The organism is Streptomyces sp. MBT65 (genome assembly GCF_016612545.1).
Taxonomy (GTDB): domain Bacteria; phylum Actinomycetota; class Actinomycetes; order Streptomycetales; family Streptomycetaceae; genus Streptomyces.
In genome coordinates this window covers 1-750 of sequence record NZ_JAENRY010000699.1, presented here as the reverse complement: position 1 = coordinate 750, position 750 = coordinate 1, and the positions used below count along the sequence as shown (strand labels likewise).

Here is a 750-nt window from a genome sequence, read left to right as displayed (position 1 = left end):
TCGCCGGGGGTGATCGGGCAGGCGGCGCTGTGGGGGCAGGGGGCGGCGATGTGGAAACCGGCGGCGATCAGGCGGTCGCGGGCCTCGATGACGCGGGTGTAGCCGGCGGGGGTGCCGGCCTCGACGATCACGACGGCCTGGGCGGCGGACGCGGCGGCGTCGACGAGGGCGGTGCGGTCGGGGGCGGTGAGTTCGTTGAGGACGTAGGAGACGGTGATCAGGTCGGTGGGGTCGAGGGTGAGGGACGGGCCGATGCGTTCTCGTCGCCAACTGGTGTTGCGCAGGGCGGAGTTGGCGGCGGCGAGTTCCTTGCCCAGGGCGAGGGCGGGCTCGGCCCAGTCGAGGACGGTCACCGGGCGGTCGCCGGGCCAGACATCGGTGACGGCCCAGGTCGCGGAGCCGGTGCCGCCGCCGATGTCCGTGTGGGCGGTGGGGGTCCACTCGGGTACGGCGTCGGCGAACGCGTCCAGCGCGGAGCGTACGGCTTCGAACGTCGCCGGCATCCGATAGGCCGCGTAGGCCGCGACGTCCGCGCGGTCGCGCAGGATCGGGGCGTCCGTCGGGGTGGCCCCGCGGTAATTGGCGATCAGCCGTTCCACGGCACCGGTGGCCTGCCTGGGCGGAAGCCCGTCGAGGAGGGACGCGAGTGCGGTACGGAGGGTTTCAGCCGGGGCCACGGGGTCGTTCACCCGCCGATTCTAAGTTGCCCGGGGTTGCCGCCGACGCCCCTGGGGGCTCCGCCCCCAGACC

At 74.3% G+C, this 750-nt stretch carries 1 protein-coding gene; it reads right to left on the bottom strand.

What is annotated here, in order from left to right:
- A partial coding sequence (locus JHN63_RS51665; RefSeq protein ID WP_200692026.1) for a small ribosomal subunit Rsm22 family protein occupies positions 1-689 on the bottom strand: 689 nt, incomplete at its 3' end.
- Positions 690-750: the final 61 nt, after the last annotated feature.